Origin of the sequence: Acinetobacter sp. ANC 5378, from assembly GCF_013004315.1 — a bacterium.
Taxonomy (GTDB): domain Bacteria; phylum Pseudomonadota; class Gammaproteobacteria; order Pseudomonadales; family Moraxellaceae; genus Acinetobacter.
On record NZ_JABERK010000019.1, the window covers coordinates 1 to 893 of the forward strand.

1 protein-coding gene is annotated in these 893 nt (G+C 35.3%); it reads left to right on the forward strand.

Annotated features, from left to right (window positions below):
• Positions 1–46 precede the first annotated feature (46 nt).
• Positions 47–869 (forward strand): IS5 family transposase gene (locus tag HLH16_RS06305; RefSeq protein WP_131289969.1). Its coding sequence is split into 2 segments (ribosomal slippage): positions 47–427 and positions 429–869, totalling 822 coding nucleotides; the frame shifts between segments, so codons are not numbered across the junction.
• Positions 870–893 lie beyond the last annotated feature (24 nt).

The window sequence follows — 893 nt, forward strand, 5'->3', positions numbered from 1 at the left end:
ACATTAGACCTCTTGCGAAAGTAAAAACCACCTCAATCTAAGTTTCATGAGATATCAGAACTTAAACCGTTTTTCAGATTCTGAATTTAAACGCTTGGTTGGCGTACCTCGACCAGTTTTTACCGAAATGGTAGAGGTTTTAGAAAAAGCAGAATCACTCAAAAAGAAATCAGGTCGTCCTCATACTTTAGCTATAGAGGATCAGTTGTTATTAACGCTCAATTACTTACGGAACTACAGTACTCAACTGGAATTGGCGGCAAATTACCATATCGCTGAAAGTAATGTGAATCGAACCATTAAAAAGGTTGAAGATGCATTGATGAAATCAAGATGTTTTACTCTGCCAAAACGAAGCATTACCACAGCAGACGAACACTTTAACTGGGTCATTATCGATGCGACAGAATGTTCAATAGAACGCCCGAAAAAAAAATCAGAGTAAGTTCTACAGTGGTAAAAAGAAGAAACATACGCTAAAAGCACAAGTGATCTATCATCCAAAGAGCAAACAAATCATAGGGCTAGATATATCGAATGGCAGTCAGCATGACATTAAACTGGCAAGAAAAACGGTTAAGAAATTCAAACATTGTGAATATGTTATGACTGATTTAGGGTACTACGGATTAGAGCAAGATGGCTTTAAATTATTGATGCCAATAAAGAAAAAGAAGAATATACCCTTATTTGATGTTGAGAAAAAGTACAATAAAATGATTGGAAAAATACGAGTTGTGATCGAACACATCAATAGTCAATTGAAAACATTTAGAATATTAAGTGAACGCTATCGAAATAGACGGAAAAGATTCGGTTTACGCATTAACTTAATCGCTGCACTGGTAAACCGGATAAATTTTCAATAATGACTTTCGCAAGAGATCTATTCA